This window comes from Flagellimonas oceani, assembly GCF_011068285.1.
Lineage (GTDB): Bacteria > Bacteroidota > Bacteroidia > Flavobacteriales > Flavobacteriaceae > Flagellimonas > Flagellimonas oceani.
In genome coordinates this window covers 973731-998443 of the sequence record NZ_CP049616.1, presented here as the reverse complement: position 1 = coordinate 998443, position 24713 = coordinate 973731, and the positions used below count along the sequence as shown (strand labels likewise).

Here is a 24713-nt window from a genome sequence, read left to right as displayed (position 1 = left end):
ACCGAAGACCCTCAAATAAATAGGTGCCTAATTTGCCGGACTCAAAAATTCACCATCAGAAACGTCTCCATTGTTGTAATGGACAGCTTTTATCATCAATGCTCTCTAAAATTCAAAATGAACGGCTGTAAGCTAACCCAAAGAATAAATTGGTTTGGGGAAAATTACACTGAAAGGGAAACATTTCAGACTTTGTGAAGTCAAACAAATAAAGCATGGCAAATGTAAAACTGAAAATTGCTAGATAATAGTTTTATGAAAATATATAGCGGCTTTTATAGTATTTGGACGTGCTACGGCAAAGAGTGCTCAAGTTTAAATTGCGTTGGAGCTCAATAAATAATTGGTAGTAATGATATGAAGTATTTCGTATCAAGATGTTATTTTACCAAACGTTTGGTAAATAATCTTATTTTTGTATATTTGCACCATGAGACCGCAAAAGATACAAGACGAAGAACTACTATCTGCCTTGTCGAACGTATTCCGGACCAAAGGCTATGAGGGTGCCAGTTTAAAGGAACTGTCAGAAGCCACCGGCTTACAGAAAGCAAGTCTGTATCATCGGTTCCCCAATGGAAAAAAGGAAATGGCCGAGGCTGTCCTTGCCGATATGGATTTGTGGGTGACAAAACACATTTTTAAAACTCTTGAACAGGAAGGTATCCCGCCCAGCGTCAAATTAAAACAAAGTCTTGATCAAATTTCAAAACTTTATAATGGCGGTAAGGATAATTGTATTTTCAGGGCGCTATCCATGCAAGAAGGATTCGATCATTTCCATGATGTAATTACCAAAGGCTTCAAGGGATGGTTAAAGTCCTTTACCGCTCTTGGCCTATCGGTGGGACAGACAAATCAAATGGCCGAAAAAAATGCCATACAAACTTTGATAGACATCCAGGGAAGTCTAATGCTCTGTAAAGGGATGCAGGATACAAACATATTTATAAACACCCTTAAGCAAATAGAAGAAAGGTATAATTAAAAAAATTTAACCCTATTATTTACCGAACGTTAGGTAATATTTAAATTAACATTCATATAAAACAATAGACATGAAAAAAACAATCCCGATTATGCTTGCCTTATCTCTTGGCATTATGGCCTGTGAACGTTCAGCGGAAACAGCAATCAATAATAATAATACATCTAAAAGCGACACAAATATGACAACAACAAAATTCAAGACAATAGAAATAGACGGCATCAATATTGCTTATCGTGAAGCCGGGAATCCCGATAATCCGACAGTTGTTTTGTTGCATGGTTATCCAGCATCATCACATCAGTATAGAAAAGTGCTTACTCAATTATCGGATACCTATCATTTGGTAGCCCCTGACTATCCTGGCTATGGGAACAGTGATTTCCCTACCCCTGACAGTTATGATTATACCTTTGACAATATGGCCAAAACCATGGATGCGTTTTTAGAGAAGAAAGGATTGGACTCCTACGCCATCATGATGCAGGATTATGGTGCCCCTATCGGGTTTCGTATTGCCGTCGCACATCCGGAAAGAGTCACGGCCATCATCAATCAAAATGGCAATGCCTATGAGGAAGGACTTGGTGAAGGATGGAAACTTATTCGGGAATTCTGGGCCGATAGGAACGAAGAAACTGAAAAAGCCTTGTTACCTGCGTTTACGTTGGAAGGTCTAAAATGGCAATATACCCATGGAACCAGAAATCCCGAGACCGTAAACCCAGATACCTGGCACTTGGATTACCTCAGAATGTCACGGCCCAATGCCCACAAGGTGAACCTTGATCTATGGTACGACTACCAAAACAATGTAAAGCAATATCCTAAATGGCAACAATACCTCAGGGAACACCAACCACCCATGTTGATCGTATGGGGTAAAAATGACGCCTACTTTCCAGAAAGCGGGGCAGCTGCTTTCAAGAAAGACCTCAAGGAAATAGATTATAACATCTACGATACCGGACATTTTGCCCTAGAAGAAGAAGGAGAGGCCATTATCAACAAAATGAGGACGTTCTTGGGTGCGAAGGTGAAATAGGGCATTGTAAAGGGATAGTTTTTGGTGCCACATGTTAAAAACACCCCACACTGCCGGTGCCCGTGTCCAAAATCAAACAGCCTCAAGCTTTGCCATGGGCAAGTGTCAATTCAATGACCCTTTTTTTCATTCCAATGGGCAATTTCAACAGGTCACTTAGAAAGTAAACGTTTCAGATTTGTTCAACCTTAATTTTGCATTCCAATTTTAATTGAAAAAGAAGAACAATGAAGAAACACTTTTTAACAATTGCCGCATTGCTTGCGGCCATTACAACGTATTCCCAGACCAAACCCATTGAATTTGGGTTACGGGGCGGTCTAAACTTTTCCTCTGTCATAAACGAGGACGAAAGTATTGAAAGCCCTAAGGGACGGGCCAATTTTTATGGAGGCTTTCTTATGGAGGCGCATCTGAACGATTGGTTCTCCTTGCAACCGGAATTGTTCTATTCGGCACAAGGGTTTGATCTGGACGGTGACCTGAACAATTTCGACGCCGAATTCCAGGTCGATTACCTACAGCTTCCCGTTTTGGCCAAGGTATACATCATCAAGGGCCTAAGTATCCAGGCCGGTCCTCAGTTCGGCCTAAAAATCAATGAGGAAGCTGATTTTGACCTATTTGAGGAAGGTGGTGACATAGGGACAGATGCCTTCAACGATTTTGACCTTCAGCTTACCGGTGGTGCCGCCTACACGTTTGGGTTCGGTTTTTTTGTGGAGGCGCGTGCCACCCTCGGCCTTACTGAGGTCATCGATGATTCGGAAGCTCACAATATAGTGTTCGCTGCAGGAATAGGGTATTTATTTTAAAAACTTTAAACACATACAGGTAAAATGAAAATTACAAAGCAAATAATAGGATTACTGCTGGCATTGAGCACCTTTACAATGACGGCACAGGAATTAAGTGTTGACAATTCCTCTTCGGTAAATATAGAGAGGCTTCCCGAATATGTGGTCATAACTTCGGAAAACACTAAATTGTTGGGAGGCATGAACATCAACATTGCCAGTAAAAAATCAAATTATGAGAACGTCTTGAAAGATTTGGAGGACCTGCTCCAAAAAAACAAGAACCTCGCCATAAGAAATCAAACAGACCTGCTCAATGCAATGTCCAAACTGGGCTTTGACTATCTGGATGCCTACAATGCCTCGGCAGGTACCGTTGGTGCAGCCGCAGGTGAGGATGTCCAAGCCTTTGGGAGCAATGCAAAATATCGGATCAATATGGTGTTCCGAAAGAAAATGGAGTTTAGGGATTAACCCTCTCTATCCATAAAGATCAGGAACTTATAAGTAAACAGCCAATACGTTAACGTATTGGCTGTTCTGCTTTATACCTGATTCGTGAATCGGGCGCCAATGGTCAATACTCCAACCATGCCTTGAACAAAGGTGCCTTGGTCCTACTGATCATGATACCTCCCTCTTTATTGTTTCCTATAATGAGTTTCAATTTGCCATTGAAGTGATCCTGGACGCTTTCAATGGAATCCATATGGACAATGTACTGGCGGTTGACCCTAAAAAATATATCGGGATTCAATTCTTGCTCCAAGGACTCCAAGGTTTGGGGCACACTCATTTTTTCCCCGCTGAACAAATAGATATAAGAGGTGCTTTCAAAAGAGTGGATAAAGGCAATATCTGCCACATCCACTTTTTTGTAGGTGTCACGATGGGGTATCAAAAAGCGGTTCCTGTATTTTTTAGGCCGAACCTGGGCAATCAATTCCTCAATGACAGGTTTTCCCAGATGAGATTTTTGGGACATACTATCAAACTTCAACAATGCAGATGCCAATTCTTCTTTGTCAACTGGTTTGAGCAGGTAATCAACACTTTTGTACTTGAATGCCTTGATCGCATATTCGTCATAGGCCGTGGTGAAGACCACAGGGCTTCCGATATCCACTTGGTCAAAAATATCAAAACTCGATCCATCGGCCAACTTCACATCCATCAACACCAGATCCGGATCTTTATTGATTGCAAACCATTCCACCGACTTTTTTATACTGGGCAATACGCCAACGACCTTAACGTCCTTTCTGATTTCGGACAGAAGTCTCTCCACTCGGTCTGAATTCAATTTTTCATCTTCCAAGATCAATACATCTATGCTTTTCTTCATTGAAACAGTGAAATTTTTACTTTAAATACCTCATGGCTTTTTTCAATGACAGGCTTGCTCCCTCCTATTAGGGCATAACGGGCGTTTATATTTTCAAGTCCCATCTTTGTAGAGTCTATTTCCCTTGTCAATGGCAATACGTTATTGGATATCTCCAGTTCATTGCCATCGTTCAATTGAACATTTATGACCAAAGGATCGTTTTCCTCTATGCGATTGTGCTTTATTGCATTCTCAATGAGCAGTTGCAAGGTCATGGGTGGAATCCTGAGACCTAGTTTGGTTTTTTCAATATTTACTTGAATTTGGCACCCTTTACCCATTCGGTGCTTGATAAGAAATTGATATGCCTTGAGAAATTCCATTTCCTCGGAGAGATAAATCAATTTCTTTTTGGAATTGACCAACAAATAGCGGTACACCTTGGTAAAGTTTTCCGTATACTCATATCCCAATCTTTGGTCCTTTAGCACCAATTCCGAAAGAGCGCTCAGGTTGTTGAAAACAAAATGGGGGTCAAGCTGTAGTTTGAGGGCCTGAAGTTCCAACTCTGAGACCAATTGACGATTTTGTGCCGCCTTTAACTTATATTCCATGGCCTTCATTGCCGCACCTTTCCAATTTCCCAGCAAATAGGCCCCTGTGTTCAATGAACTGATGACCAATGATAACAACACAATGGACAACAATATATAAATACCCTCCTTAATTTGGATAAGGGGAGGGCTTGTCTCAAAGGAATCCTTGAAGGCCGAGGAAATGATCACAGCCAAGCATACCACTATGAGCGCCCCCAGTATTTGGAACAGGGTTTGGAACAATAAACGTCGCCATGGATGTGCCATCCATGAAATATTTTTGTCCAATATCTTATCTATTTGAATACTTATCACCACCATGACCAAACAAAACGAAAGATTGCTTAACAGTCTCATCAGTATATCGTTTGCTGGGCCCTCGAATTGTGACCTCAAAACAGAAAACGGTAAAAAAATAAAGGTGGTCAAGTAGGAGCCCAGTAACGCAAAAAGGGTGAGCCATACAGTCTTCAGCCTTTCATGGCCAATACCACGGAAACTTGCTGGAATGTGATTATAGATCAATATAGTATTCTTTGGGGAATCAAAATGTCGGATCGGACTTACGCTTTAAGGATTTGTAGGCGTTCGACACTTACAGACCCATCACAGCCAAACACTGCAAGGGTAGAAAACTTTCCAAATACGCTAAAGACGGTCATACCTATTTGATTTGTTGTAAATAATGCATCAGTGGTAAGGTCAGTTATTGGAAAAGTGTTGAAAGTTCCCTTTTAGAATGTATAAAATCCAAGGAAAACATCCACTTTAGGGACAAAGATAACCAATATTTGGACCAATCCGTTACCTTATCCTGATCACTTGGGAAAACTGAAAAAGCGAACCTGAAGCCCAGCTTGGCGGCTTCAAAAAATAACCTAGGCTTTCCTAGAAAAGGCCACGCTAAAGCCTTTCGACCAACTATCGGAACAGGTCCGAGCCTAACAACTAAGATTATTCTGTAGTTTTAGGAAATCGTAAAACACTTTTTAAATACATATCCTTTTTTACGATCGCATAACTGAAGATAATTCCCTTAAAAAAATCCTTGTCTACTGATTTCTCGAGATTCAGAAAGATATAATGCCTATAACTTTAGGAAAATTCTCCAATTAGGATAGCTTTCACAACCTGTCGCTCACCTCATTGTATTAAAACCTTCCCTCCTATTCTCTTTCTCTGCGATTTTTCAGTTCTCCAAATAGGTAATTATGTATATTCTAAAGCTCATGTTTTAAATATAAGTAACAAAGTAAGGTATCTTTTCAACTAGGTCTGCTTGGATTGTAAACGTCGGCCATAATATATCACCCTTGCCGAAACATTATGAGCATGGCAAAACCACTGATAAGTGACTGGATTAATGTTAACTAAAATCAAAGTGGCTCAGACAATGCATTTATCCATATCCAACCCATCCACAATTATAAAGACAACCATTTAAAATTCTCATATATAGGACATATATAAAATTTTAGAATTCCAAAAAACAGCGAAAAACACATAACTAGTTGTTTTTCAAAAAGTTAGTTTTTTGGCATAGAAGTGGTTTAAAATCCATAGGTAAGTCCGCTTTTGGGCAAACAAGGAATACTATTTTAATCTGGAGGCTTGTTGACTCAATACTATTGAAAGAACACTGAATCAATAAAAGAAACAAAAACCATCATGAGCCAATCATAACAGCTTTGACAAAACAAGAACCCATACAATTCACTATGATATTAAATAAAATAGGCTATGGTTGATTGAGTTGGGCATTCTTCAAAGAAGCCGACTCCAAGACTTTAAAAAATAACCTGATCTATGTTTTCATTTACCAATTCATCATTAAAGACAGCATCCACTAAGACTGACATCTTTCCAATTCTACTTGTTAATTTCATTGGAATTCTTGGATACAGCATTGTCGTTCCCATATTGATTTTTATAGTCACTGATTTTGGTGGAAATGGTTTTATATATGGCATTTTGGGGGCCATGTATCCGCTATTCCAATTCTTGGGAGCTCCGATTTTGGGAAGGTTTTCTGATCGCATAGGTCGAAAAAAAGTCCTCATTATTTCACAAGCGGGAACCTTTTTGGCATGGACACTCTTTCTACTTGCCTTTACGCTGCCTGAATTGGAGTTATGGTCTCAAGATTCGAACATTGCAGGCCAATACACGATGACCCTACCGCTATTGACCATTTTTTTTGCTCGGATGCTTGACGGTTTCACCGGCGGCAACATTTCGGTGGCCAATGCCTATATGTCTGATATTTCAACAGATCAGAACAGGAAAGAAAATTTTGGCAAAATGGCAGCATCGACCAATCTGGGGTTTGTTTTGGGACCTGCATTCGCCGGTTTATTGGCCAGTACATACTTTGAGGAAGTATTGCCCTTATTTATAGCGGCCCTAATTTCTTTGGTAGCCATCTTCGTCATTAAACTTAGATTAAAAGAAAGTGTACCCGGGATAGTCGACTCGATGAATGTTTCTTTGAAAGGTATTCGAAAATTCTTTCAAGTGGAGCACAAAGATTGTTATGTGGAGGGAAAACCAGAATCAAACCCTAAAAATTTGGCGAGCTGGAAATTCGTAGTTGGCATACCTCATATTCCTTTACTTTTTTCCATCTATTTTATCACTTTTTTTTCCTTTAGTCTTTTTTACGCAAGTCTTCCGATTTATGCAAATACCATTTTGGAATGGTCGGCCATCGACCTTGGTATTTTTTTTGCGTATTTCAGCCTGATCATGGTTATAGTGGAGGGGCCAATCTTGTCCAGATTATCAAAAAAAATCACCGATTATGTATTGGTCCTTTTTGGTTCCCTATTATTGGGAATAAGTTTTTTGTGCCTTTCCTTTAGCAATACCGCACTACTGTATGTAGCAATTACGATCTTGTCCATAGGCAATGGTCTTATGTGGCCAAGCTTCCTTTCCATTCTGTCCAGCACCGGTCCGAAATCCATGCAGGGTGCAATTCAAGGCTATGGAGCCTCTATGGGGAGCTTAGCAAGTATGTTGGGGCTGATCGTAGGAGGAATTCTTTTCGAGATCATCGGAACTTATGTTTTTATCTCCGGAGGTTTGGTGTTTTTCATCATCACATTTTTGATACTGACACATTTTTATAAAAACCGCAGGGAAGGACTATGTCCAAAGGATAAACTCTGGGGCGATACTTTAATAGGGAATGATTTTAATTAAAATAGATGAACTATGATAATACATAATGAACCCGTTGTACAAGCAGGAAAATCCCTTCAAGAGGCAAAAAATGTCCTGATAATGGTGCATGGTCGTGGAGATTCGGCACAATCGTTCGTACACTTGGCAAAAGAACTTGATATTCCTGGGGATTTTGCCATAATCGCAATACAGGCCGTAGGAAATACATGGTACCCCTACAGTTTTTTGGCTCCTGTTTCCCAGAATGAACCACAGCTCACACAAAGTTTGGATGGCCTGAAAGAGGTGTATGACAATCTCATGGAACTAGATTTTGTCGCCGAGAACATGTTCTTTCTCGGGTTTTCTCAGGGTGCTTGCCTAGCCCTTGAGTTTTGCGCACGTCATGCCAAAAAATACGGAGGGGTAATCGCTTTCACAGGTGGGCTTATCGGCAGCGAAATCAATGCTACGGATTACAGGGGTGAATTTGAAAACACCCCAATATTTATTGGCTCCAGTGACGTCGATCCACACGTTCCCCTTCTTCGGATTGAGCAAAGCGAAACGATTCTAAAAACGATGGGGGGCCATGTAATCAAAAAGATTTATCCTGGAATGGGACATACCATCAATCAGGATGAAATACAAATGGCCAACCTTATACTCAACAAATCACTGAAAAAATAATATGGAAAATTGGGAGCACAAACTGAGTTTGGAACTTAAGGATAAGGTGATAAAAGCTTTGATCACGCGCAAAAAAGAAAAATTAACAAAACTTCGAGAGCAGCAAGTGGAACTAATCGGCAATGCCAACCTAGATGATATCGATTATCAAGACCTTGTGGAAAGTCCGAGGGAAGCGATGATGGCGGAAATGGAATCGAATGCTGGTATTCTCGACAATCTTCGACAAGAAATTGACAGCTTGGAGCTTTTGAATAGCTCCAGACTCCACCGGACAGTCGCTAAAGGTGCGTTGATACGAATGAACACAGGATTGTATCTTATAGCTGTCGGGGAACCAAAATGGAACGTGGAAGGTATCGAGGTAACGGGAATTTCAATGGAATCACCATTGTTCAAGAAAATGGAAGGGAACTCCGCTCACACGGAATTTCATCTCCAAAATATGGAATACTTCATTCTGGAAATCATTTAAAAACAATACTATGGACTATAAAGTAAAAGGGTTGCACCACGTAACCGCCATTGCAGGAAACGCACAACGTAATTTTGACTTTTACACGAAGATTTTGGGCTTGCGTCTGGTAAAAAAGACCGTTAATTTTGATGATCCGGGTACCTATCATTTCTATTTTGGAAATGAAAAGGGCGAACCGGGCACCTTGCTTACTTTCTTTCCATGGGATGGCATCACTACGGGGAGACGCGGGACGGGACAGGCTACTGAAACGGCATTCAGTGTGCCGGAAGGCTCTTTTGATTTTTGGATGGAACGCTTTGAAAACGAAAATGTGATTTATAACAAGCCGTCAAAACGGTTCGATGAAGAATATTTGGTGTTCATCGATCCAGACGGTTTGAAACTGGAGCTGGTCTCTGTAGCAGGAGACAATCGCAGCCCTTATACCACAGAGGAAATCGATCATACCAAATCCATACGGGGATTGCACGCAGTTACCCTTACATTGGAAGGATATGAAAAAACAGCATCCATTCTAACGGAACTGTTTGACTATGAACAGACCCATGAGCAGGTAAACCGCTTCCGCTTTGAATCACGTAACGTCAAAGATGCAGGTATCATCGATTTGGTCTGCCTTCCAGAAGAACGTCGCGGAATGGTGGCGGGAGGAAGCGTTCACCATATTGCCTTTCGGGTTGAAAATACAGCTGTGCAGCAACACTTTCGTGATAAACTGGTCGAACGTGGTTTGAATGTAACGCCTGAAGTAAATAGGGATTACTTTAAATCCATCTATTTCCGTGAGCCTGGCGGTATTTTATTTGAAATCGCGACCGACGACCCCGGTTTTACTGTGGATGAACCCTTGGAAAAATTGGGAACCAGTTTGAAACTTCCCCAAATGTATGAGGTAAAAAGAAAAGATATTGAAGCGATACTTCCAAGAATTGAGGAATGATGACGCACAAAACCCGGGGTGCTAATTTATTCCAAAGGGTTGACGCTTAGCTTAACCTTTCATATTATTAAATCAATCAATTACTATGGAAAAACTCCGAAAACATATTGAAGAAATAACAGCTATAACCGATGAGGATTTTGAAGCGGTAAAACCCTTTTTTACGATCCGTAAAGTATTAAAGCACCAATACTTGATCCAGCAAGGGGACGAAGCAAAATATGAATATTTAATACTATCGGGGATTTTCAGGGTATTTTATCTTGATGAAGACGGCAAGGAGCATATCGTACAGTTCGCCACGGAAAATTGGTGGATGTCCGATTACATTGCGTATTTCAACCAGAAAAAAGCAAACATGTACGTCTTGTGCATGGAACCTGGGGAGGTCCTGAGCCTGACCTTGGAAGGTCGGGAAAAGCTTGCCACCATCCTACCCCAAATGGAGCATTTTTTCAGGGTCAAACTGACCAATGGATATATGGCACTCCAAGCAAGGATCGTATCACTGCTTTCCAGCAATCCCCAACAGCGCTATGAGGAATTCGCCGAACTCTATCCCGACCTGATACAGAAGATACCCAAAAAATATATTGCCGAATACCTAGGGGTAAGCAGGGAAACCTTGAGCCGCCTATATACCGCTCCCTGAACACGCTCAAAAGTGTGATTCAAATCACACATTTTCCGTGATTTGGGTCATCGTGTTTCAGTATGGGCCTACCCTAAATTTGTGCTATAAATAAGTAGTAACAATTTAAAATTTTTAGCAATGAAAAAAATGATGGCATTAACAGTAGCACTTGCTTTTTTTTCTTTCAACACACCGGATAAGAAGCAGGATGATGCAACAAAACAAAGTAAATCAAGTATCACAAATCAGACAAAAATGAAAAAGAAAGTTTTAATTATTGTATCAAACGCCAATATCATTGGCCCAAACAACAGAAAAACAGGAATCTTTCTTCCTGAGGTAGCGCATCCCTATGCGGAATTCACAAAAGCCGGGTACCAAATTGATTATGCAAGTCTTACAGGGGCCACCCCATATTTGGATGCCCTTAACTTGGCCAGCGACCCGGACAATTTGGAATTTCTTACGGGAAAAGGCTGGGAAGACATGCAAAAGGCCGTAAAACTGGCGGATGTCGATGTCAGTGAGTACGATGCCATTTTTGTACCTGGTGGATTGGCCCCGATGGTCGATATGCCGGAACACAAATTATTGAAGCAGGTGATCAAGGAAACCTATGAACGCAATGCGGTGGTAGGTGCCGTATGTCACGGTCCCGTATCCCTGTTAAATGTAAAACTCAGTAATGGAGAGTATTTGGTAAAAGGTAAAAATATGACTTCGTTTACCGATGAGGAAGAAGAAGCCTATGCCGTTGCAGATGTTCCATTTTTATTGGAGACAGCATTGACCGAACAAGGTGCCAAATTCCATGCGGCAGCCCCATGGAGTGCCCATAGTATTGCAGATGGAAATTTGGTAACCGGGCAGAACCCTGCTTCGGCCAAGGGTGTTGCTGAAAAAATGATCACCGTTCTAGAGCCGGCTAAAAAGTAAACTGTTTGAAAATGGCCTCTTTACTGAATAAAAAGGAGGCCATTTCAATACATCTTTTGTAGCGGAGTAAGTTCAATTATTTATTGTATTCGCAAAACTTAAAATCAAATGGAAAATCAAAAAAACGTACATGTTTTTGCAACATGGCAGGTTAAAGAAGGGCATATAGATACTGTTTTAAATGTATTGAAAACGGTCAGGGAAGAAAGTTTAAAAGAGCATGGGAATCTGTTTTATACCGTTCAACAAAGCAATACGGATACCAATACGCTGATTCTTTTCGAAGGATATCGTAATGAAGCGGCCGTTGAAGAACACAGGAACACTTCACATTTTCAAGACTTGTTACTGGGACAGATAGTCCCCTTATTGGCCAATAGGGAAATTGTATTGACCACGCCGATAGCCTAAGGGGTAAAATGTCCTCCCACTAAAAACAATACCGATGAATATTACGGAAGCCCAAGCGGAAAAAGTCTTGAAAGCAGCCATATCCAAAGCGAAAGCGATCAAGGTTCCCATGAACATTGCCATCATGGATGAAGGAGCAAATCTGAAGCTGTTTTATCGTATGGATGGTGCATTGCTGGGAAGTGCGGACATAGCTATAAAAAAGGCAAAGACCTCCCGCCTTTTTGAGATGAATTCAGAAAAACTGGGAGAATTGTCCCAGCCCGGGGAAAGCTTGTTCAATGTGGAACACTCCAATGGGGGATTAATATCATTTGCCGGTGGTTTGGTATTAAAAAACAAAAACGATACAATCATTGGTTCAATAGGTGTTTCCGGCGGCACCGTAGCAAAGGATTTTGAGGTCGCCAATGCCGGATCACAAGCATTATTAAACAACAAGTACAATTTATAGTTTAAAAAATAAATCATGGAAAACAACATCACAAACAAAGTAATTGTAATTACAGGAGCCAGTAGTGGCCTTGGAGAAGAAACAGCCAAATATCTGGCTAAAAAAGGAGCGATGGTAGTACTGGGTGCTCGACGCGAAGATAGGTTGGAAAAGATAGTAAGTGAAATTACTTCTGAAGGAGGAAAGGCAGTATATAAGGCAACCGACGTGACCGTAAAGTCCCAAGTACAGGCCCTTATAGATTTAGCACTGAGCACATACAACCGTATTGATGTAGTTATCAACAACGCAGGTATTATGCCTATTGCCCCGATATCGGAAGTTCGTACCGATGAGTGGGATCAAATGATAGATATCAATATAAAAGGTGTGCTGTATGGCATCGCTGCTGCATTGCCCATTTTCCAGGAACAACAGTCGGGTCATTTTATCAATCTGGGTTCGGTTGCGGGAATCAAGGTCTTCAGTCCGGGGGGAACCGTTTACAGTGGAACCAAATATGCCGTAAGGGCGATTACGGATGGATTAAGACACGAAATTGGAGGGAACATCCGTGCTACGACCATAGAGCCCGGAGCAGTGGATTCTGAATTAAAATTCAGTACAAACCATGAAGAAAGCTCTAAAGGGGTTAAAGAGTTCTATCAGATCGCTATTCCGGCTGCTTCGGTAGCAAGAGCTATCGCCTTTGCCATTGAACAACCTGCCGATGTTGATATCAATGAAATAGTGATGAGACCGACCCAACAGGAATTTTAAATTTTTGATTCATAGGGTTCGACGAGTCAAGGTCTTCAACCCAAAAAAGAAAAGAAGCATGAATATAAATATTGGAATATCAGAAAATAATCGACAAGCTGTTGCGAACGAATTATTGAAAATCCTGGCAGATGAGTATGTACTGTATACCAAGACAAGGAATGCACATTGGAACATAGCGGGACCCGACTTTTACGACAAACACAAATTCTTTGAAGATCAATTTGAAGAATTGAATGAAATCATTGATCGTGTAGCGGAACGTATTCGTTCATTGGGGCAAGGAGTACGGGGTAGTTTGGGATACTTTTTAAGTATCACCCAATTGGCCGAATCCGATAACGAAAAAACGGATAGTGAGTATTTTATACAGGAACTGTTGGTAAATCATGAGCGCATTATTCAGACCTTAAGAACAGATATCAAAATATTTGAAAGCGATTTTGGAGATATCGGTTCAAGTGACTTTATAACCGGGCTACTTCAGGACCATGAAAAGATGGCTTGGCTTTTACGTTCTCATATGAAATAAGCCAATTCAGAATTGTGACCAAACCTTAACATTACGCATCATAGCCTAATTACAGGGAAGCCAGAATAGGCTTAGGACTGCATTGTAACCCAATGTTGATGAGATTATTTCCACTTTAAATTAAACGTATCATGGAAAAAAGCATAAAAGTAGTATCCCCATACGATTTAAAAGAAATCAAAGAATTGCCGCTAATAAGCAGTGAAGATCTTGAGCCTATTCTAAAGACTGCACACGAATTATTTAGTGACCGGTCCAATTGGCTTCCACCCTACAGGCGCATCGAAGTACTGGAAAAGGCTGCTTTACTGATGAGTGAGCGTCTGGAAATGATAACTCAACTCACGATAAGTGAAGGAGGGAAACCATATAAAGATTGTAAAGCAGAGGTGCTTAGGGCCATTAAAGGAGTTAAGTTGGCCGCAGCGCATATTTCCCAGTTAAAGGGAGAGCAGGTGCCAATGGCACTTACGCAAGCCACACGTAACAGGTTGTCCTTTACCACAAAGGAGCCCATTGGCGTTGTGGCCGCAGTCAGTGCTTTTAACCATCCGCTCAATTTGGCCATACATCAGATAGCTACAGCTGTGGCAGCAGGCTGTCCGGTAATCTTTAAGCCAGCCATGACCACTCCTTTATCGAGTTTGGCTTTTGCAGAAATATTGAAAGAGGCTGGATTGCCCGAGGGGTGGCTGCAGGTGGTGCTTTGTGACAGGGAAGTCGCAGAGCAAATGGTTACAGATGCCAGAATTAATTTTTTCACGTTTATAGGTTCGGCCAATGTAGGGTGGTACCTTAAAAGTAAATTATCCCCCGGAACACGATGTGCACTTGAACATGGAGGGGCTGCACCTGTTATTGTGGAAAGCGATGCCGATTTTGAAGAGATGATTCCCGATTTGGTGAAAGGTAGTTTCTACCACGCAGGTCAGGTCTGTGTGTCCGTGCAGCGTATTTATGTCCATGAAGGAATTTTGGAGTCTTTTGTTGAGGCCTTTGCTGCAGCAACAGCCCAGTTAAAAGTTGGAAATCCTTTAGAGCATACTACTGATGTCGGCCCACTCATAACCCCTAAAGAAGTGGATCGAATCGAAACATGGGTGAATGAAGCACTTTCGGAAGGAGCCGAGTTAATTTTAGGCGGGGAGCGAATTTCACAAACGCTTTTCCAACCCACTATTTTGTTGAATCCATCGGAGCGTTCAAAAGTTTCACAGCAGGAAATTTTTGGACCGGTGGTATGTATCTATACGTATAAAAATCGTGATGAAGCCATCCAACGAGCAAATGCTTTGGAGGTACATTTTCAGGCAGCGGTGTTTACAAAGAATGTGGATGTTGCCCTGGATACCGTAAAGAAATTAAATGCAACTGCCGTGATGGTGAATGACCATACAGCATTCAGAGCTGATTGGATGCCTTTTGGAGGAAGAGATGCCTCAGGTATCGGAATGGGAGGTATATCACATACCATTGAGGAAATGACGAGAACCAAACTGACCGTTTTTAAAAGTAAATATATATAGGAACAGTCTTGGAAGTCAACATATAAAAAGTACATTATATTAATTAATTTAAATAGTATAGCATGAATATATTAGTCGTAGGTGCCAGCGGACGTGTTGGCCTAAATCTGGTTAAATTATTACTGGCAAATGGTCATACCGTAATCGGTACATCCAGAAGTAAGGGCAGTGTATTGAAACATGATAAGTATTCACAAATTGAATTGGATCTTACCGATGAACTGGAAATAATTAAAAATAAAATACCCGATACCGTAGAGGCCATATATTTTGTTTCAGGCTCCAGGGGTAAAAATTTGCTTCAAATAGATTTGCATGGCGCAGTAAAAACAATGCAGGCAGCAGAATTTAAAGGTATTGAGCGTTATGTCATGCTAAGTGCCATTCATTCCCTGTCACCTGAAAAATGGCAAGAAGAAGAACTTGAAAGCCTTACAGATTATTATCTGTCTAAACATTATGCAGACCTCTATTTAATGCAACAGACAAAATTAAACTATACCATTTTACAACCGGGAGCCTTAACTGAGACCAAAGGCTCAGGCTTGATAGCATTGAATGTGGTTCACCATAAGGAAAATGCTATTGAAAATGTAGCGGAAACACTTTCAAAATTATTGAATAGTGCCAACACGTATCAAAAAGTGATAAGTATGCACGATGGAGATGTTCCGATACAGCAAGCGATCGATAATTTATAAATTATAAATTATACCATATGATTATGGCATATTCGGTGTAGGCTTGCCTTAAAACCGAACTGTTAAAAAGATAGTTTTTTGATAAAAGCTTGAATTATGATTAGTTTTAATTTTTAGCATTGATAAAAACACACAAGTTTTGTGTATTTTTTCAGCCATGCCATAATCTACTTTTTCACTCCTTTCAACCAACAAGTCATTTATTCAAATACTCTAAGGTTTTTCATTATTGTGTCTGAACAAAGTAAAAATAGTCCCTAATTTTTCCGGGCAATGAGGGTTCCAAAAAATCCGTAAGCAAATCAATAATTTAACTGAAATACTTCCATTCATATATGAACTTTTGACCATTGAACCTTAGAATTTTTCGGCTGTTGCCAAAACCAATGAAAGACTGATATGAAAAAGTGTTTTCAAGTAGGTTACAACAGGGCTATTTTACAATATATCTTCCCTTAAACTCCATCATTCCAAGTATAATTTCAAAACTGAGCCATTATATATCAGCTATTTCATTCATTTTTCTTAAAGAGGCCGCCCCAACATGGGAGCAGCCTCCTGACTAACTCAAAAAAACTATGCTCGAAGGCAGGCCTTAAGGGATATATACCAACCCGTTCTTTTTGTAACTGATTCCCCTAAAGTCCAAAGAAATGATATCGCCCCATATCAACGATATTCCTGTGTATATATTCGTATTCATTATTAAGGGGGTTATACTTATAATCCTTGGCCCATTCTTCATGACCATTGACAATTTCCCGAAGGGCTTCAGTTATGAATTCCACATCCGCACTGTTCATGGTCGGGTGAAGGGACACACGGACCCACCCTGGTTTGTTTTTGAGGTTTTTTTGGTCAATTCCATTCATTATCTCCGATGATCTTGTCCGATCCATTCCAAATAGATAATGGGCAAAAGTGCTTGCACATGACCATCCGCCTCTGACCTGGATTCCGAAACGGTCATTGAGCAATCGAACTACTAGGTTATAATGGATATCCATTAGATTGAAAGACAGACAACCGATACGCCGGGCATAACTATTCCCATAATACTGTATATCTCCGATATCTTTGAGTTCATCTCGAAAGAGACCCAACAAAGCCAATTCCTTTATGGAAATCAGTTTGGTGTCCATCTTTTCTTTCAATTGTATCGCAAGGGCAGCCTTTATGGTTTGGATAATCCCTGGCGTTCCCCCATCCTCCCTTATCTCTATGTTCTCAAAAAATGAATGTGTTCCCCAGGGTGTGGTCCATTTTACGTTTCCGCCACCTGGAATGGCAGGCACTTTATTTTTGTACAACCATTTGTTGAAGATCAATACCCCACATGCTCCCGGGCCGCCCAAAAACTTGTGGGGCGAAAAGTAGATGGCATCCATCCGGCAATCAGGGTCCGATGGGTGCATATCAATATCCACATAAGGTGCGGAGGCGGCAAAATCAAAAAAGCAGATACCCCCATGGGCATGCATGGTCTTTGCCAAACCCTTGTGGTTGGTCATCTCTCCAGTCACATTGGAACATGCTGTAAATGCACCTATTTTAAGGGTCCTATCTTTATAGTTCCATAATAGTTCATCCAACTTGTCCAGGCTGGGCATCATATTTTCCCCGGGAGGGACAATCACAACATCTGCCATGGCCTCCAGCCAGGATACTTGGTTGGAATGATGCTCCATGTGAGTGATAAATACAACAGGAACCTCGTTTGGATTCGATGGCCGTTTCCCTTTAAGGCCCATTATTTGCAGCAGTCGGTCCAATGCCCCAGTCATACCGCTACCCGTGGTTACCAAAACATCATCTTCATCGGCATTCACATGCCCCTTGATACGTTCACGAGCCTCCATATAGACTTCAGAGGTCACTTTGCCCGTCTCACTTGAATAAGAATGCGTATTTGCCAGATAAGGCCCCAGGTTTCCCGTGATTTTCTCCTCAATGGGGCGGTATAGCCTCCCGGTGGCAATCCAATCAGCATATAGGATTTTTTGGGTTCCATAGGGAGACATAAAATACTCGTTGTTACCGATTACACCATTCCTTATCTCCCTAAAATGGGATTCCAAGTTCGTTTTTACCATTTTGTCCATAAGTCTACTTAATTAGGTCATTGTAACTTATAGGTATCCAAGCCTTGCCTCAACCAGGCTTCATATACTTCTACATCTGGTGTGTAACCCACTGGGGCATTAAGGCTTTTACCTTGTCCATCCACTAACACATAATAGGGCTGGGCATTGGCTCGGTATTTCGTAATCTGAAAATCGCTCCACTTGTTCCCGATGGTCTTGATCCTTTTCCCCGTTGCCTCAGAAACATATTGCTGATCCTCTGACATCTCGCGTTTATCATCCACATAAAGTGAGACCAAGACCACCTCATTGTTGAGTATATCCAATATTTGTGGGTCACTCCATACGCGTTCTTCCATTTTCCTGCAGTTCACACAGGCGTGCCCGGTAAAATCGATCAAAACAGGTTTGCCCACCTTTTTGGCATGGGCCATTCCTTTCTCATAATCCTTGAAGGTTATAATATCGTGCGGACCGTATGTTGCTCCTTCCGGAAGTGGTTTGTTCGAAAATGACCCTCCTGTCGAACTGGTAAACCCAACGCCGTTCGGGGATTCGCTGTATTGCATGGGCGGTGGAAAACCACTGACCAACTTTAAGGGAGCGCCCCAAAGTCCGGGGATAAGGTATAGTGTAAAAGACAGTGTCAGTATTCCCAATCCGAGCCTACCGACCGAGATATGTTGTACCTGAGAATCATGGGGCAATTGTATCTTCCCAAACAGGTACATTGCCAAAATACCAAAAATGGCAATCCAAATGGCAATGAATATTTCTCTTTCCAACCAGTGCAATTGCAAAACCAAATCGGCATTGGACAGAAATTTAAAGGCCAAAGCAAGTTCCAAAAAGCCCAAAAATACCTTTACGGAATTCAGCCAGCCCCCAGATTTGGGTAAGGAGTTGAGCCATCCGGGAAAAAGTGCAAAAAACATAAAGGGCAACGCAAGTGCCAAGGAGAACCCAAACATACCGATAATAGGCGCCATTCCCCCCTTGCTTGCTGCCTCGACGAGTAGGGTTCCCACTATCGGTCCCGTACATGAAAAGGATACAATGGCCAAGGCCAAGGCCATAAAAAGAATCCCAAGGACACCTCCCTTGTCCGCTTGTCTGTCCACTTTGTTTACCCATGTATAGGGCAGAACGATCTCGAACGCCCCAAGGAACGATGCCGCAAAAACAACGAGGAGTATAAAGAAAATTAGATTGAACCATACATTGGTCGAAAGAGCATTCAAGGAATCCGCACCAAAAACCGCGGTTACCAAGGATCCCAATATCACATAGATCAGAACGATCGAGATACCATAAAAAATAGCGTTTTTGATTCCTTGAGCGCGGGTCTTGCTCTGTTTTGTAAAGAAACTAACGGTCATAGGAATCATCGGAAACACACAGGGCGTCAATAATGCAGCAAAACCTGAAATGAAGGCAATGAAAAAAATAGACCATAAGCCTTTCCGGTGTCCTGTCCCTTCAATTCCTTGGGAAATGTCGTTGGTATTGGTTTCCTTTGCTTGTTGCGCACTTAAATCGAAAAGCAATTCTTCTTCCGCAAGTGGCAGACAACGGGCATCATCGCATACCATATACTCAACAAATCCCTGAATCTTGGAAACCGTTGGCAAGGTCTCCACCCTTTGCTCAAAAACCGCCTCTTTCACAAAGCCCATTACCATAAGGCCGTACAGGGGTTCCCGAACCTTGACCGTAGTTTTCTCCTCGGTATTGCCCATAAGTTTTGTGGAGGTATCGACATCATATAGGAACATCGTCGGGGAAATACCTTCTCCTTGGACGTCCTGTCCCAACAAATGCCATCCTTTTTCAATGGAGGCCTTGGAAATCAGACGATACTCCGTATCCGATATTCTTTCCACCGTGGTGGTCCACTGTACTGGTTGGGTGTCCTGGGCGTTCAACACCCCAATGACAAAAAACAAGGTAAACCACAATTTTGTCTTTACGTTTACCATATGCCGGGTTTCCCCTAAGTTGAAGTGTAAAATCATTGAACCACAAAAACTAAGTCGACTTCCTTTGGCGGTAGGCACTTGGTGTTATCACACACCATAAATTCCACAACAGCATCAATACGGAACCCTTTTTCACCCTTTACCTTGATCCGTTGGACAAAGGTGGCCTTGGTCTCAAAATATTTGATTTCCATGTTGAAAATTGGGTCTTCAACGGTATGACCACTTTCTTCCCTCGTGTTGCCTTTTTTAAGGTACTGTTCACTGCCGTTGAATATAAAAGTTGTAGGCAAAGGTCCATTATCGGGTACATTTTGGGAATACAGGTGCCATTGGTCCTCTATAGTGGCTGTAGCGATCAAATCATAATCCGTATCGGACACCTGTTTGACGGTCGCGGTCCATTTTACGGGATCATAAATCTGTGCCTTACCGTAAAAAAAGCTCAGCAACAGGGCAAGCAATAGTAGTCTTTTCATTTTTTGAAAATTTAAAAAGGGTGCAGTACTGCACCCTTGGGTTAAGAAATAGGGAGCTAATCCAAAAACTTGAAAACAAAAATTTCCAGAATCCTATTTTAATTATGGTTTTTAGGTTTGAACACAATGGAATAGGACTTGGCCTCTTTCAACAATTCTTGGGTGAACGCTTGGAGATCCTTTGGGGTGATTGACTGTATGATGTCCTCAAAATTCTTCGGGTCGTCCATATCATACCCTTCCCTGTAAAAGATCTTCAGCAGATCCATATCAAAACTATTGTAGTCCTTGTGCTGTTTTCGTTCCTTTAGATAACTGGTCAGGGTCTTGTCAAGGTCAAGTTGTTGGATGTCCCCCTTGGCAATTTTAGTAATTTCATGTTGGGCGATCTTGGTCAGGGATTCCACCTTTTCGGGATTGCAATCAAAGTTAACAGCGATAGAAGCCTCCTGCACCGGACGTTTGGAGAGATTGCCGTGGGCCCTTGCCCCGTAGGTCCCCCCTTCCTCTTCACGGAGTGTCTCGATGTACCGCAAGGTCAAGATATCGCCCAGGGTCCTGGCCAACATGGCATTTTTCAAGCTGTATTCCATATCGTTCTTGTAGGCTATCCGTACCGAGCTTTTGGGATCCTCCATTTTTAGGTAGATCTCTTTTTCAATGTTATCCTTGATCCACATATCCGAATTATTCTTCCATTGTTCCCTTGTAGCCTTTGTGGGAATGCTGGCAATATAGGTTTCCAATAGGGGTTTGAGGGAATCTTTGTGCACATCGCCGACCACGAAAAACTCAAAATCAGCGGCATTACCAAATCGGTCCCTATAGATGGCCTTCATCCTTTCGAAAGACGCATCGTTGATGTACTTCTCATCGAACAACCGTCGTTTGGGATGATTCTTTCCATAAAGGGCTATGGTGGTACTATCCGCCATTTTTTCACCAAGGTTCTCACTTCGGCTTATCCTATAGTTTCTCGCATTCTCCAGGACCACCTTAAATCCGTCCATATCGAAGCGGGGAGCAACAAACCGCAGATGAACCATCTGCATCAGGGTCTCCACATCCTTAGTTGCGGAATGTCCTGAGATACCTTCTATCAAACCATCCAAATGAATGCTTGTTCCAGCGGTTTTTCCTGCCAGTACCTTTGGCAGGTCGCTTGGGGAATAGTTCCCCAGACCTGAGGCATTGATTACATGGCCCAACATATCGGCAGAGGGCAGGTCATCGTTGGAGAGCAGGGACTTTCCCCCATAACTGATGGCATTCAGGCGTACATCGTTCTTGTTCTTATCGGCAAATTTATAATGCACCTTCACCCCGTTGCCCAAGGTAAATGTGGTGGCTCCCAGACTATCCGCTTCTTCCGATACGATGCTTCCTGGTTCAATGGCAAGCCCTGTCACCAAGGTCTTGCCCAAAAAAGCATCGGTATAGGGCATTAGACTGTCATCACTTTCCACAGCATCCATAAGGGCCACCGCTTCCGCTTTGGTCAAATTGTTCCTTCCCTTCACCCCAGTGACCAATAAAAACCTGTTATTGGTACCATACAGATTTCTAATGGCATCGTGCAGTTCTTGGGGGTCAAGGTTATCAAGCATGACCTTCACCAGTTCATACTCCTGTTCCATATCGGTCATGGCCGCATGGTTCAGGTAGTTGTTCTGGATGATGGAAACAATCTGACCGTGTGACCTATCGTCCTTTTTTATGATCTGGTTTTCATAATCGTTCTTCACCTCATCGATTGTCCGTTTGATTTCCGCCGTGGTAAAACCATATTTCACCGCCCTAACCACTTCCGACAGCACTGCCTTGAACGCTTCCTGTTGTTGGTCAGGTTTTGGCGTGATGGAAACATTGAAGGATTTTGTGGTCCTGGAGTGATCGCCATAGTTGATATGGGCCCCTAAAAATGGGGCATCGGGTTTTCTGGATAGTTCACTCACCCTTTTGGACAGCATGTTCATTGCCATGTTGTCCAATACCGTTTTCTTTAGATCGCCCACGGTTTTACCCTCCAATGAGTAGGGATGTACAATGCCCAAGGATATACTGGAGGTCGTCACTTCATCGTCCATGGCCATGGTAAACAACAATTCCTGGTTTTGTGGTATCTCCACAAGAAATCGCTCTTTGGGGTCTTTCACCTGTTCAATAGTGGAGAACATTTTCTTTATTTTTGCCTCTATCGTATCCACGTCCACATCCCCGACTATGGCAATGGCCTGCAGGTCCGTTCGGTACCAATCATGGTAAAAGTCACGCAGGGCCTTGTATTCAAAATTTTGGACCACCTCCATGGTCCCTATGGGCATGCGATCCGCATATTTGGTGTGGTTGAAGACCGAAGGAAGGGATTTAGTAAGGATACGCATCCCTCCACTTTGGCGGGTCCTCCATTCTTCGGTGATGACCCCCCGCTCGGCATCGATCTCCTGATCGGTCAACAAGAGGGCATTGGACCAATCGTGCAAAACCAACAGGCCGGTATCGATGAGTTCCGGAGTTGTCGGGACGTTGTTGATGTTATACACGGTCTCATCAAAGGACGTATAGGCATTAATGTCCCGTCCAAAGAGCAGCCCGTGTTGTTGCATGGTGTTCAATATGCCCTTGCCCTCAAAATTCTTGGTCCCGTTAAAGGCCATATGTTCCAAAAAGTGCGCCAGGCCTTGTTGATCATCGTTTTCCAAAATGGACCCCACGTTCTGGATGATATAATAGCTGGCCACCCCTTTGGTAACATCGGTACTTTTGATGTAATAGGTCAATCCGTTGGGTAATATACCCTTCTTGATCTCTGGATCGGTCGGGAGCGGTGCGCCCAGGTCCAGGTCCTGAGTGTACCCGATGAGCGAAAGCCCAAAAAATAAAAGATATGTGATGGTATGTCTCATGAAGATGTTTTCTTAAAGTTTATGTAGTTATTGACCACACCCTATCCTGTCTGCCCAAAGGACAGTGACCAGAACAATGTCCATTTGAACCAGAAAAGTGGGAGGATTGGCTTGTAATCAATAGGATGAAAGGGGGACCTTTTGCCTTAGTTGAAATATTCGTTTAAAAATTCCTCCAGTTCCTTTCCCCTAACGGATTCTCCCAATATCTCACCTTCTGCATTGACCAAAATGTTATAGGGAATTCCCGATATTTCATAGTCCTTGACAGTTTTGGACTTCCAAGCCTCCAGATCGACGGTATTGATCCAGCTTGTCTTTTCCTCATCCAAGGCGGTCAGCCATTTCTTTTGGCTATCATCCAAGGAAACGGCATAGATTTCAAACCCTTTCTCCTTGTAATCCTCATAGGCCATGCGCAAATGAGGGAACTCTGCACGGCATGGGCCGCACCAGGATGCCCAGAAATCCACCAGCACCAATTTGTTCTCCTTCAAGATATCGGACAAACGATGGGTGTTCCCCTCGACATCAACGGAGGCGACATCAACAAAGGCTGTACCCACACGGGACTTCCGGGACGTACCTGCTTCCTTTTTTTCCTTCTCCTCTTTATAATAGTCATAGGCAAACCCAATTCCCATGGTCTCTGGATGATCGGGAAAACGCTCCTGAAAGTATTTGACTTTTGTCTCAAAGGCATCAAAGTCGGTCTTGGGATCCAACTCATATAAGGTATAGAGCTGATAGGTGGAGTGTGATTCATCGAACCAGTCTTTATCTATGTTGTACATATAACCGCCCAACTTCCGCTGCAATTCCTGTAGGACCAATTTTTCTTCATCGCTGGTCTCCCTTGCTTCCATGTCCATGACCTTTTCACGCAGGTTCAGATAGGCCGTATCCTTATGGGAGGCATATATTTTATGTGCATATTTACTTCCCTTTACGTCGAATATGGGGTATCTGGTAAATTGCCCGGAATATTCCACGGATCTTTTTTCAACGAACAGCTGCCCATAAAGGGTATCCTTCTCCGGGGTGGTGACCATGGTATAATAGCGATGCTCATGGGGAACACGTCCGGTAATGGTGAACTTCCCATCCGTCACGGCAGCTCGGGCAAAAGGGACCAGATCCTTACGGACCACGTTGCATATAAAAATGGAATCGGCCTCTTTGATATTGGAAAAGTTCCCTTTGATCTTAAAATTATCTTCCTGTGCAGTACCCGATAGGGCCAGCAATATTACAGCAATATATAGTATTGTCTTCATATGTTT

At 42.3% G+C, this 24713-nt stretch carries 23 protein-coding genes; 16 read left to right on the top strand and 7 right to left on the bottom strand.

Features of this window, described 5'->3' with window-relative positions:
* Positions 1-430: 430 nt before the first annotated feature.
* From GVT53_RS04705 to GVT53_RS04690, 4 genes are all read left to right on the top strand, one after another.
* Entirely contained in the window at positions 431-988 is a 558-nt protein-coding gene (locus tag GVT53_RS04705) for a TetR/AcrR family transcriptional regulator (protein ID WP_166247661.1), read from the top strand.
* Between the two features lie 70 nt (positions 989-1058).
* On the top strand, positions 1059-2033 hold the full coding sequence (locus GVT53_RS04700; protein ID WP_240905144.1) for an alpha/beta fold hydrolase: 975 nt from the start codon (positions 1059-1061) through the stop codon (positions 2031-2033).
* A 227-nt stretch (positions 2034-2260) separates the two neighbouring features.
* Positions 2261-2848 carry a porin family protein gene (locus GVT53_RS04695; RefSeq protein ID WP_166247660.1) on the top strand — a complete coding sequence of 196 codons (588 nt, stop codon included), beginning with the start codon at positions 2261-2263 and terminating at the stop codon, positions 2846-2848.
* A 24-nt stretch (positions 2849-2872) separates the two neighbouring features.
* A complete protein-coding gene (locus GVT53_RS04690; RefSeq protein WP_166247659.1) occupies positions 2873-3304 on the top strand; it encodes a hypothetical protein in 432 nt (143 codons plus the stop codon).
* Positions 3305-3407: 103 nt separating this feature from the next.
* Here GVT53_RS04690 and GVT53_RS04685 read toward each other — a convergent pair whose 3' ends face one another.
* Both GVT53_RS04685 and GVT53_RS04680 read right to left on the bottom strand, forming a co-directional pair.
* Positions 3408-4175, bottom strand: coding sequence for a LytR/AlgR family response regulator transcription factor (locus tag GVT53_RS04685; RefSeq protein ID WP_166247658.1), 768 nt, complete (start codon positions 4173-4175; stop codon positions 3408-3410).
* Positions 4172-5110, bottom strand: coding sequence for a sensor histidine kinase (locus GVT53_RS04680; protein ID WP_166247657.1), 939 nt, complete (start codon positions 5108-5110; stop codon positions 4172-4174). Before GVT53_RS04680 ends, GVT53_RS04685 begins: the two co-directional genes overlap by 4 nt.
* A 1449-nt stretch (positions 5111-6559) precedes the next feature.
* Here GVT53_RS04680 and GVT53_RS04675 point away from each other — a divergent pair.
* The 12 genes from GVT53_RS04675 to GVT53_RS04620 all read left to right on the top strand — a co-directional run bounded on the left by GVT53_RS04675 (position 6560) and on the right by GVT53_RS04620 (position 15982).
* Positions 6560-7957, top strand: coding sequence for an MFS transporter (locus GVT53_RS04675; protein WP_166247656.1), 1398 nt, complete (start codon positions 6560-6562; stop codon positions 7955-7957).
* A gap of 12 nt (positions 7958-7969) precedes the next feature.
* Positions 7970-8608: an alpha/beta hydrolase gene (locus GVT53_RS04670; RefSeq protein WP_166247655.1), complete on the top strand. Its 639-nt coding sequence runs from the start codon at positions 7970-7972 to the stop codon at positions 8606-8608.
* 1 nt (position 8609) lies between these two features.
* Positions 8610-9083 carry a hypothetical protein gene (locus GVT53_RS04665; protein WP_166247654.1) on the top strand — a complete coding sequence of 158 codons (474 nt, stop codon included), beginning with the start codon at positions 8610-8612 and terminating at the stop codon, positions 9081-9083.
* A 10-nt stretch (positions 9084-9093) separates the two neighbouring features.
* Positions 9094-10029, top strand: coding sequence for a ring-cleaving dioxygenase (locus GVT53_RS04660; protein WP_166247653.1), 936 nt, complete (start codon positions 9094-9096; stop codon positions 10027-10029).
* Positions 10030-10114: 85 nt separating this feature from the next.
* Positions 10115-10681 carry a Crp/Fnr family transcriptional regulator gene (locus GVT53_RS04655; RefSeq protein ID WP_166247652.1) on the top strand — a complete coding sequence of 189 codons (567 nt, stop codon included), beginning with the start codon at positions 10115-10117 and terminating at the stop codon, positions 10679-10681.
* A 237-nt stretch (positions 10682-10918) separates the two neighbouring features.
* Positions 10919-11599: a type 1 glutamine amidotransferase domain-containing protein gene (locus GVT53_RS04650; protein ID WP_166247651.1), complete on the top strand. Its 681-nt coding sequence runs from the start codon at positions 10919-10921 to the stop codon at positions 11597-11599.
* Between the two features lie 108 nt (positions 11600-11707).
* Complete coding sequence (locus GVT53_RS04645) at positions 11708-12010, top strand: putative quinol monooxygenase (RefSeq protein WP_166247650.1); 303 nt, start codon at positions 11708-11710, stop codon at positions 12008-12010.
* Between the two features lie 34 nt (positions 12011-12044).
* The gene (locus tag GVT53_RS04640; protein ID WP_166247649.1) at positions 12045-12464 is read left to right on the top strand and encodes a GlcG/HbpS family heme-binding protein; all 420 of its coding nucleotides are present in this window, start codon (positions 12045-12047) and stop codon (positions 12462-12464) included.
* 15 nt (positions 12465-12479) lie between these two features.
* A complete protein-coding gene (locus GVT53_RS04635; RefSeq protein ID WP_166247648.1) occupies positions 12480-13223 on the top strand; it encodes an SDR family oxidoreductase in 744 nt (247 codons plus the stop codon).
* Between the two features lie 58 nt (positions 13224-13281).
* Positions 13282-13755: a Dps family protein gene (locus tag GVT53_RS04630; RefSeq protein WP_166247647.1), complete on the top strand. Its 474-nt coding sequence runs from the start codon at positions 13282-13284 to the stop codon at positions 13753-13755.
* A 131-nt stretch (positions 13756-13886) separates the two neighbouring features.
* On the top strand, positions 13887-15281 hold the full coding sequence (locus GVT53_RS04625; protein ID WP_166247646.1) for an aldehyde dehydrogenase family protein: 1395 nt from the start codon (positions 13887-13889) through the stop codon (positions 15279-15281).
* Between the two features lie 62 nt (positions 15282-15343).
* Positions 15344-15982, top strand: coding sequence for an NAD(P)H-binding protein (locus tag GVT53_RS04620; protein WP_166247645.1), 639 nt, complete (start codon positions 15344-15346; stop codon positions 15980-15982).
* A 638-nt stretch (positions 15983-16620) separates the two neighbouring features.
* On the opposite strand, the gene GVT53_RS04615 is transcribed toward GVT53_RS04620, so the two are convergent.
* The 5 genes from GVT53_RS04615 to GVT53_RS04595 all read right to left on the bottom strand — a co-directional run bounded on the left by GVT53_RS04615 (position 16621) and on the right by GVT53_RS04595 (position 24707).
* Positions 16621-18084, bottom strand: a complete 1464-nt coding sequence (locus tag GVT53_RS04615; protein ID WP_166247644.1) for an aminotransferase class V-fold PLP-dependent enzyme — start codon at positions 18082-18084, stop codon at positions 16621-16623.
* Between the two features lie 17 nt (positions 18085-18101).
* Positions 18102-20045, bottom strand: coding sequence for a protein-disulfide reductase DsbD family protein (locus GVT53_RS04610; RefSeq protein WP_166247643.1), 1944 nt, complete (start codon positions 20043-20045; stop codon positions 18102-18104).
* Between the two features lie 32 nt (positions 20046-20077).
* Entirely contained in the window at positions 20078-20524 is a 447-nt protein-coding gene (locus GVT53_RS04605) for a protein-disulfide reductase DsbD domain-containing protein (RefSeq protein WP_166247642.1), read from the bottom strand.
* A gap of 98 nt (positions 20525-20622) precedes the next feature.
* Positions 20623-23430 (bottom strand): M16 family metallopeptidase, encoded by a 2808-nt coding sequence (locus GVT53_RS04600; protein ID WP_166247641.1) that lies wholly within the window; start codon positions 23428-23430, stop codon positions 20623-20625.
* A gap of 146 nt (positions 23431-23576) precedes the next feature.
* A complete protein-coding gene (locus GVT53_RS04595; RefSeq protein ID WP_166247640.1) occupies positions 23577-24707 on the bottom strand; it encodes a TlpA disulfide reductase family protein in 1131 nt (376 codons plus the stop codon).
* Positions 24708-24713: the final 6 nt, after the last annotated feature.

Bases quoted from the DNA above. Each gene is read 5' to 3' on its own strand.
- GVT53_RS04685 (WP_166247658.1), bottom strand. From the start codon at position 4,175: ATGAAGAAAAGCATAGATGTATTGATCTTGGAAGATGAAAAATTGAAT.
- GVT53_RS04600 (WP_166247641.1), bottom strand. From the start codon at position 23,430: ATGAGACATACCATCACATATCTTTTATTTTTTGGGCTTTCGCTCATC.
- GVT53_RS04610 (WP_166247643.1), bottom strand. From the start codon at position 20,045: ATGGTAAACGTAAAGACAAAATTGTGGTTTACCTTGTTTTTTGTCATT.
- GVT53_RS04595 (WP_166247640.1), bottom strand. From the start codon at position 24,707: ATGAAGACAATACTATATATTGCTGTAATATTGCTGGCCCTATCGGGT.
- GVT53_RS04695 (WP_166247660.1), top strand. From the start codon at position 2,261: ATGAAGAAACACTTTTTAACAATTGCCGCATTGCTTGCGGCCATTACA.
- GVT53_RS04680 (WP_166247657.1), bottom strand. From the start codon at position 5,110: ATGAGACTGTTAAGCAATCTTTCGTTTTGTTTGGTCATGGTGGTGATA.
- GVT53_RS04640 (WP_166247649.1), top strand. From the start codon at position 12,045: ATGAATATTACGGAAGCCCAAGCGGAAAAAGTCTTGAAAGCAGCCATA.
- GVT53_RS04650 (WP_166247651.1), top strand. From the start codon at position 10,919: ATGAAAAAGAAAGTTTTAATTATTGTATCAAACGCCAATATCATTGGC.
- GVT53_RS04620 (WP_166247645.1), top strand. From the start codon at position 15,344: ATGAATATATTAGTCGTAGGTGCCAGCGGACGTGTTGGCCTAAATCTG.
- GVT53_RS04615 (WP_166247644.1), bottom strand. From the start codon at position 18,084: ATGGACAAAATGGTAAAAACGAACTTGGAATCCCATTTTAGGGAGATA.
- GVT53_RS04690 (WP_166247659.1), top strand. From the start codon at position 2,873: ATGAAAATTACAAAGCAAATAATAGGATTACTGCTGGCATTGAGCACC.
- GVT53_RS04700 (WP_240905144.1), top strand. From the start codon at position 1,059: ATGAAAAAAACAATCCCGATTATGCTTGCCTTATCTCTTGGCATTATG.
- GVT53_RS04660 (WP_166247653.1), top strand. From the start codon at position 9,094: ATGGACTATAAAGTAAAAGGGTTGCACCACGTAACCGCCATTGCAGGA.
- GVT53_RS04665 (WP_166247654.1), top strand. From the start codon at position 8,610: ATGGAAAATTGGGAGCACAAACTGAGTTTGGAACTTAAGGATAAGGTG.
- GVT53_RS04705 (WP_166247661.1), top strand. From the start codon at position 431: ATGAGACCGCAAAAGATACAAGACGAAGAACTACTATCTGCCTTGTCG.
- GVT53_RS04630 (WP_166247647.1), top strand. From the start codon at position 13,282: ATGAATATAAATATTGGAATATCAGAAAATAATCGACAAGCTGTTGCG.
- GVT53_RS04625 (WP_166247646.1), top strand. From the start codon at position 13,887: ATGGAAAAAAGCATAAAAGTAGTATCCCCATACGATTTAAAAGAAATC.
- GVT53_RS04605 (WP_166247642.1), bottom strand. From the start codon at position 20,524: ATGAAAAGACTACTATTGCTTGCCCTGTTGCTGAGCTTTTTTTACGGT.
- GVT53_RS04645 (WP_166247650.1), top strand. From the start codon at position 11,708: ATGGAAAATCAAAAAAACGTACATGTTTTTGCAACATGGCAGGTTAAA.
- GVT53_RS04670 (WP_166247655.1), top strand. From the start codon at position 7,970: ATGATAATACATAATGAACCCGTTGTACAAGCAGGAAAATCCCTTCAA.
- GVT53_RS04635 (WP_166247648.1), top strand. From the start codon at position 12,480: ATGGAAAACAACATCACAAACAAAGTAATTGTAATTACAGGAGCCAGT.
- GVT53_RS04675 (WP_166247656.1), top strand. From the start codon at position 6,560: ATGTTTTCATTTACCAATTCATCATTAAAGACAGCATCCACTAAGACT.
- GVT53_RS04655 (WP_166247652.1), top strand. From the start codon at position 10,115: ATGGAAAAACTCCGAAAACATATTGAAGAAATAACAGCTATAACCGAT.